6 protein-coding genes are annotated in these 7,073 nt (G+C 39.2%); 5 read left to right on the top strand and 1 reads right to left on the bottom strand.

What is annotated here, in order from left to right:
• Positions 1-100 precede the first annotated feature (100 nt).
• The 3 genes from F752_RS0123095 to F752_RS25025 all read left to right on the top strand — a co-directional run bounded on the left by F752_RS0123095 (position 101) and on the right by F752_RS25025 (position 3,149).
• Positions 101-1,552 (top strand): TlpA family protein disulfide reductase, encoded by a 1,452-nt coding sequence (locus F752_RS0123095; RefSeq protein ID WP_017734115.1) that lies wholly within the window; start codon positions 101-103, stop codon positions 1,550-1,552.
• A 241-nt stretch (positions 1,553-1,793) separates the two neighbouring features.
• Positions 1,794-2,390 carry a hypothetical protein gene (locus tag F752_RS0123090; protein WP_017734114.1) on the top strand — a complete coding sequence of 199 codons (597 nt, stop codon included), beginning with the start codon at positions 1,794-1,796 and terminating at the stop codon, positions 2,388-2,390.
• Between the two features lie 222 nt (positions 2,391-2,612).
• Positions 2,613-3,149 carry a hypothetical protein gene (locus F752_RS25025; protein ID WP_017734113.1) on the top strand — a complete coding sequence of 179 codons (537 nt, stop codon included), beginning with the start codon at positions 2,613-2,615 and terminating at the stop codon, positions 3,147-3,149.
• A gap of 127 nt (positions 3,150-3,276) precedes the next feature.
• Here F752_RS25025 and ltrA read toward each other — a convergent pair whose 3' ends face one another.
• Positions 3,277-4,557 (bottom strand): group II intron reverse transcriptase/maturase, encoded by a 1,281-nt coding sequence (gene ltrA / locus F752_RS0123080; protein WP_017734112.1) that lies wholly within the window; start codon positions 4,555-4,557, stop codon positions 3,277-3,279.
• A 655-nt stretch (positions 4,558-5,212) separates the two neighbouring features.
• Between ltrA and F752_RS0123070 the strand changes: the two genes are divergently transcribed.
• Positions 5,213-6,403, top strand: a complete 1,191-nt coding sequence (locus tag F752_RS0123070) for a peroxiredoxin family protein (protein ID WP_017734110.1) — start codon at positions 5,213-5,215, stop codon at positions 6,401-6,403.
• A gap of 155 nt (positions 6,404-6,558) precedes the next feature.
• The gene (locus F752_RS25020; protein ID WP_017734109.1) at positions 6,559-7,014 is read left to right on the top strand and encodes a polysaccharide deacetylase family protein; all 456 of its coding nucleotides are present in this window, start codon (positions 6,559-6,561) and stop codon (positions 7,012-7,014) included.
• Positions 7,015-7,073 lie beyond the last annotated feature (59 nt).

Raw genomic sequence — 7,073 nt, 5'->3', positions numbered from 1 at the left:
TGAAGGGGTCACTGATAGTGTACAGATTTTTATTATCTTTTGATAAAATTTAACTGTAGACTATCAGGGCCTACTCTACGCGGTAATTTAAAACCAAAATATGAAGAACTTTATTTTTTGCCTTCTTTTAACTACAGCGTTCATTAGCTGTAAAAAAGAAAGAGAGGAGGATAGGCTATTTTTGAAGGAGCCTATAGAAGTAACAATATGCGGCAAAATTGAAGGCTCTTTTTGGGAAGAAGTAAAGTTAGAGATAGTAGATGTTTATTCAGAAAATTATAAGGTTTATTCCTTTAAACCAGACTCATCTGAATATTTTCAATTTAAGTTTCATTCTCCATGGCCAAGTTCATTTACTTTATCTGTTGGAGGCAATCATTTCGATGGATGGTTTTTTCCTGGAGATTCTGTTTATGTACTTGGAGAGCGGCAAAGGTTCAATGAAGATTTTATTGAAGCACTGCATTTTTCAGGAAGTGGTTCCGAGAAATATCGTTATTTCCAAAACTATGCCTTGAATAGTGAAAATGAGGTAATCGAAGAGAAACTGTTAGCAGCACAAAAGGAACCATATTTAAAGTTTCGAGACATTTTAGATACAGTTTATAATCTAAAGATAGAAAAATTTAAGAACGATACTGCCAACTTAAATTTAGATTCAGAATTTGCAGATTATGAACTTAATAGAATTAAGTATATCTCATTGAGCGATAAGATAAGGGAACCAATGCTGCGGCTTCATTTACGCCATGACTCTACTGAGGTTCCTAAAAACTATTTTTCGTTTTTGAAACAAGTTAATTTTTCAGATTCATCATTCAGAAATAGCATTTATTACTATAGATTTCTTAAAGATGCTTTTAGTGAAATGAGTAAAGAGGAAATGCCGGTCTACCCCATTATAGACCGCTGGGATGCTTTTGTAAGAAATTATTTTCAAGTATCAGACTCTTTGCTACAAGGAAAGGTAAAGGAATATTTCGAAACTAAGATAATCCATACCTACGCAAGGTTGGATATTCAACGCTTCGACTCGATGATAGCTGTACTAGAAAACAAGGGATACAAAAACTTCCTACTAGAGAAGCATAAAGTGTTGAATGATTCTTTGCAACGCATAAGGTTAAGCATAAATGATAGCATCCAAGTATTTACAAAGGATAGAAAGCCACAGCCTCTAAGAAAGCAACTAAGGAATACTGACTATACCTATTTGAGTGTCTGGAATGTAGGTTGTAAAGGGTGTCATTTAGACTTTAAAAATAAAGCTGAAGTTTTTGACAGGTACAAAGATAAAATTCAGTTTATTAATATCTGTACTGACGAGCCATCTGATGTTGTGGAGAAGTTTATTCATAAGTATGGCTCAACAGGCCACCACTTCTATGATTTAGATGGAGACATCGTGAATCATTTAAACGTGAGATTGTATCCCCGTACTTTCCTTTTTGATAAAGAAGGTAATTTGTTAGAATTAAACTTTTACAGGCCAGGTGACCCAAAACTAGAAGAATACTTTGATAAACTATTAAGTGGCTCTGAAAACATCTAGTCTTGGTTTTTATAACGTTAAAAAATGTAAACTACCGCCAACCACAAAAAATAACAAAGGCCGTTTACGGGGGCAGCAGGCTTCATCGCTATCTACTTTCTCCGTATCGGGTGATAGTAACGCGCTCTTTTATTCGGCCTCTGCTATTTTTATCAACGTTGCCCTTAAGTCAGAGCAGGGCGCATCAAGCAAAACATCAAGGTGAGAAACACTCAAGGGAAAAAATCATAACCTTATACAAATGGGGACTTTTTCACAGACCAGCATTCTATGTGATAGTATTGAGACCATTGTCGACCAATTAAGTAAATATTATTATATCGGGCAGCAAACAAAGCTTGACGAAAGGAAAGAATGGCTTTACAATCTGCCGCCAAATAATAATATCACTGTAATCGTATCTCAAAACCATAGTAAGAATTGGGTAGAAGTAGAGTTTAATTTTGATGGGAATTTGTACTTCTATGATGAATGTTTACGAAGAATATCGAAGAATTTAAATACAAAAGTGCTGTTAGGCTACTATCAATCTAGTACTGGTGACGGAAGGGTTGCAAAATTTGAGAATGGGAATTTAGAACTATCATTCTATGAACGATATTTTTATTATAACCCAAACTATAACAACCTGCCAGTAATAGATAGAATTTATGTTGCCGATAACTTCGGCATTAGAAATACAGCTGTAGAACAGTTGAAAATGTCTAAGCTTGGTGTTGACTCTAATCTAATTGACCAAGACTTTATAATTGATTATTTCAAATCAGAAGGCTGGAAAGCAGATTTGGAGAAGAATTATTTCGACTGGTCTTACTTACATATAGAACAAATAAAATAAACCTAAGGGCAACAACAGAATAAAGCAAATGCCCGGAAGGTTATTGTTAGCTGACGACAAAATCGATATTTTGCGTCCACTACTCACCTGCAGTGAAGGGCATCTGCTTTATTCAATGGACGTTGGTGTTTATTGTAAGACCAGGCAAGGAGGAGACGGGATGGGACGTTTGAAGCCTTACTGCTTCTTTTAAATTCAATAGGGACACTACTATTTTTAACAATGAGCCAAGATGGTATGAAAATCATGTATAAATATTTGCCCCTCTTAGTCTTCCTGTGCCTCTTTTCTTGTAAGAAAGGGGAAGAAGTGCTTCCGGATGCTACGCAATCAGGTGAGAATACCTTTGGTGCCTATGTAAACGGTGAGCTTTGGGTGCCGAAAGGAAGACCTAGTACCTTTGAACCGAATTTCTCCTTGACGTTTGATCCTGGTTACCATGGTGGTACCTTACAAATTCAGGCCTATAGAGTTCAGGATAATGATCAAACGAAATTTGAATATATCCAGATATCTGCGATTGAGATAGAAAGCGAAGGATTGTATTATCTAGATAATACTCAAAAAGGCTCAGTCATCTTTGAGGGTGATTGCTACTTCCAAGGCTCAGAAGAGGGTGTTTCTCAGGAAGGTAACTTAGAAATCACACGACTGGATTTAGAGGTCGGCATTATTGCCGGCAAGTTTGAATTTACGCTAGCCAAAGCAGGATGCGATACCATTCGGGTTACAGACGGAAGGTTTGATTATCAACTGTAAGTATACCCCTGTGTGTTTTAAAAGAACCAAAATAAACGCAACATAATCGTGTAGACGGCCGGTGAACTTGTAGGTCCACCGGTGCGCCTCACACACCACCGTACGTACGGGTCTCGTATACGGCGGTTCACTGAACCTGAGGTTGCATTTTCAGGTAATATGAAAGCATGGTTTCGTACCCTTTCCTTCTAAGCCTGGAAAGGGTGATGGTCGTAAAAAGTATAGGGCTTTGAGCTACTGCCCATCCTCCCATGTTTGTACGACTGTAGGCATAAGCCAGGCCCTTTTCCACACCTAAGCGAATCAGATTTTTACGTTTTCTCTCCGGCTTTTTCCAAACATGCCAGATACAGTATCTCAGGCGGGCTCTTAACCATTTATCAAGGGCTTCAAGTTTGGAATGGATACTCGCTAAGCGATAGTTATTCACCCAGCCTTTCCACACCTCTGCAAGTTTTTGAAGCCGTTCTTCGAAACTGTATGGTTTGGTCTTTTTGGTAAAGCCTTTGAGTTTTCGTTTGAGTGATTCCCAGCTGCTTTTCTTTACAACAAGCTGATATTTCCCTTTCTCCCCCTTTTTATAGGTGGGGACAAATCCGTGGCCCAAAAGCTCAAAGTCAGAAGGTCTGCGAATTCCGCTTTTCTCCCTGTTGATTGGTAACCGCAGTTTATCTCTTAAGAAGGTATAAACTGCATTCCCTATCTTTCGGGCCTGAGCTTTTGATTTAGTGTAGATACTAAAGTCATCGGCGTAGCGGACATATTGCAGCTTCTTTCCTGAGAGCTCCTTATCCAGTTCATCCAATAAGATGTTAGATAAGATTGGGCTGAGCGGACTTCCCTGCGGAACTCCTTTTCTGCGCCTGTGCATCCTTCCCTTAATCAGGATAGGAGCACGAAGCCACTTTCGAATAAGGCGCAGGGTAACAGGACATTTCACTTTGTTGTAAATAAGCTGTAGCAGGACGGAGTGGTCGACTTCGTCAAAGAATCCCTTCAGGTCGATGTCTACAATATCCTGAAAGCCATCATTGATGTATTTCAGGGATTGGGTTACAGCCTTATGGATGTTCTTTTCCGGACGGAAGCCATAGCTATGCTCTTCAAAAGTTAATTCAAACCTGGAGATCAGCACCTGACTTACCGCCTGTTGGAGCCACCGGTCTGTTACTGTGGGAATCCCCAACAGACGCATTTTTCCATTGCTTTTGGGTATTTCCATACCCCTGATAGGTTTGGGTACATACGTTCTGTTCAGGACAGAGAGAATAATCCGGTTGCGGTTATTTTCCAGAAAGGAAAATAATTCATCAACCTTCATATTATCTACTCCTGAAGCGCCTTTATTCCGCACTACCTGTCGATAGGCTTTATAAAGATTCTTACGTTTTAATACCTGTTCTATCATTCCTAAAAACTGTTCCTTTGTCCGCTTAAGACCAGGCTAGCTGTGCCTCCTGACCGAATTGAGACGCGATTCAGTGTGCAGTCCTTCATCACCTTGTGAGGCCTCTGCCATCTTCTTGGCAGCTCGTTTCCAAGTGACTACTATGACCTCTGCTGACTTCTCCCCATGTTCCAGACATCGGGAGATCTCCCCGGGTAAGCACATATTCCTTCCTCCGATTCCTGCGACATCTACTAAAAAGAGATTGTTGGTTACCGACATTGCAATTAGGTGCTTGCTTATCCTCTCTAGTCAGCCTCCGTATGTCGTTTCTGTTCGTCAGTAATGGATGGGACGCCCGGATTTTGCCGGTTGGCTTTCTTCACTGCATACCTCGCGGTAAACCAGCTTGCCACTTGCTAACAGGCTTCACCGGGGCGGCCATCCGCAACTTGCCTGTAAGAGACTTTCACTCTCTGGAATAATTTGGTATCTTGGATACCAGGTGCGCATACCGGGCGCACACCCAACAAACAGGTTATTGGGCATTTCCTTGTTAATTCAGGCTTTACAGCCATTTAAAAACTAAACAGCAACCGGAAATTGAGGTGCTTTTAAATGCCCAACACCCAGTTTGCGGAACGGTGTGCAAAAGCGAACACAATAAACTCTACCCATGAAAAAAGTATTAATTTTTTTATCTGTCCTCACTCTTTTGGTGAGCTGTATAGCTAAGCCTACAGAAAAGGATAATTTGGTTCAGGTATTAGAGACCCTCAATGATATTAAATCTGCCACCTATTATTTAACAAGCGTGTCTAGTGCCCCAGGAGATACCACCAGATTCTCCGAACCATGGACTCGGTATTTTAAAATGTATGTAAATCCCTCTGATACTTTGGTGGGGGCTAAAACCGCCCGATATGATGCTGATGACACTACTAAAATGATAGAATTTTATGATGGGAAGGTGCGTGGAAAAGTTAACTGGGAGGAGCAGTATGTAAAAGTAGATAGCTTCCAGAATCACCCTTATCCATTTAGGCTAGTCGACTACCCAATGTATCCTCAGGTTAAGGAAATTATTAAGTACACCCTAAGCACAAAGGACAGTATAAAAACAGAACTTCATGATTTTGGCGATTCCCTCCGTTTTAGCTTAAAGATTTATAATAAGCATGTTTACTTCCATATAAAGCCCATTGTTATTGAAAATGAGTATATTCCTGAGGATGAGATATCTCAATTTGATATATGGATTCGAAAGTCAGATAATTTACCTTATCGCATGAGAAGTAAATGGCACCATGTTACTTACTTCCAGACTCTTACCAATGCTAACATAAATACTACTCAACAGGAAGATTTCATTCCAACAAAATTCTTTCCTGATGTGTTTGAGGTAGTTCAATATAAAAGAAGCGAAAGAAAACCCAGTAAAGACTGGGAAGGAAAGCCTGCACCTGACTGGGAATTAAAAGACCTCTCCAATAAGGTTGTAAGCTTAAAGAGCCTAGAAGGTAAAGTGGTGATGCTAAAATTTACTGGGGTAGGCTGTGGTCCTTGTCATCAGTCTATTCCTTTTCTGAAGGAACTTGTTAAAAGTTATCAAAAGGAAGATTTTGAACTTGTGAGTATCGAAACCTGGAGTGAAAATATAGAAGGTTTAAAAAGGTACAGGGATAAGAATGAAATGAATTTCAAATTTTTAAATGCTGATGATAGTATCAAAAAGAGCTATGAGGTTAGTTTAGTTCCTGTATTTTTTATTTTAGATGAGAAACGAATAATCAGGAAAGTAATTTACGGATACAGTAAAGAGACAACAGATGAGCAAATTGTTAATGTGATAAACGAGCTGATTTAAAAGCTTCAGCACACAACACTAAAAAACATCAACGGCTTTTTCTTGGTACAGCAAAGTTCGCTGCTATTTATTACCTTAAGGTAGGCTGACAGTAACCTGGCAATTTCCCTCAGCCGCTGGTATTTTTACTACCGTTACCTTTCATTAAAAGCATTATGCGACTCACCATCTTAATTTTATCATTGTTCATTTCTTTGTCAGCAACAGGTCAAAAAACAATAAGCTTCACTTTCGATGACGGAATTACACATGACAGGCCAGGGTACACCTTTGAAGAATGGAATGGAATGCTGCTTAAAAGCTTGGATAGTGCCAATATTCAAGCCATTTTCTTTGTTAAAGGAGAAGATAAGTTGAACGAAAAAGGAAGATATCTTCTAAATAGTTGGAATGACAAAGGACATAAAATTGCTAACCATACTTTCACTCATCCCAATTTTAATAAAGAAGATGTAACCTATGAGGATTTTAAGGAAGAGCTATTCCTAGCGGATTCAATAATTAGAGAGTACAGTAATTACGTGAAGCTCTTTAGATTTCCTTACTTGAAAGAGGGGAATTCAAGAGCTGAAGTTGATAGTATCCGTGGTTTTCTAAAAGAACAAGGATAGGGAGTGTAAACGCAACTGTGTCAACTGGCTTTTTCGGTGTTACGGCGAAGCCTAACGCC

The organism is Nafulsella turpanensis ZLM-10, assembly GCF_000346615.1.
Lineage (GTDB): Bacteria > Bacteroidota > Bacteroidia > Cytophagales > Cyclobacteriaceae > Nafulsella > Nafulsella turpanensis.
The sequence above is the reverse complement of the archived record's forward strand: the minus strand, read 5'-3'. Positions and strand labels throughout refer to the sequence as shown.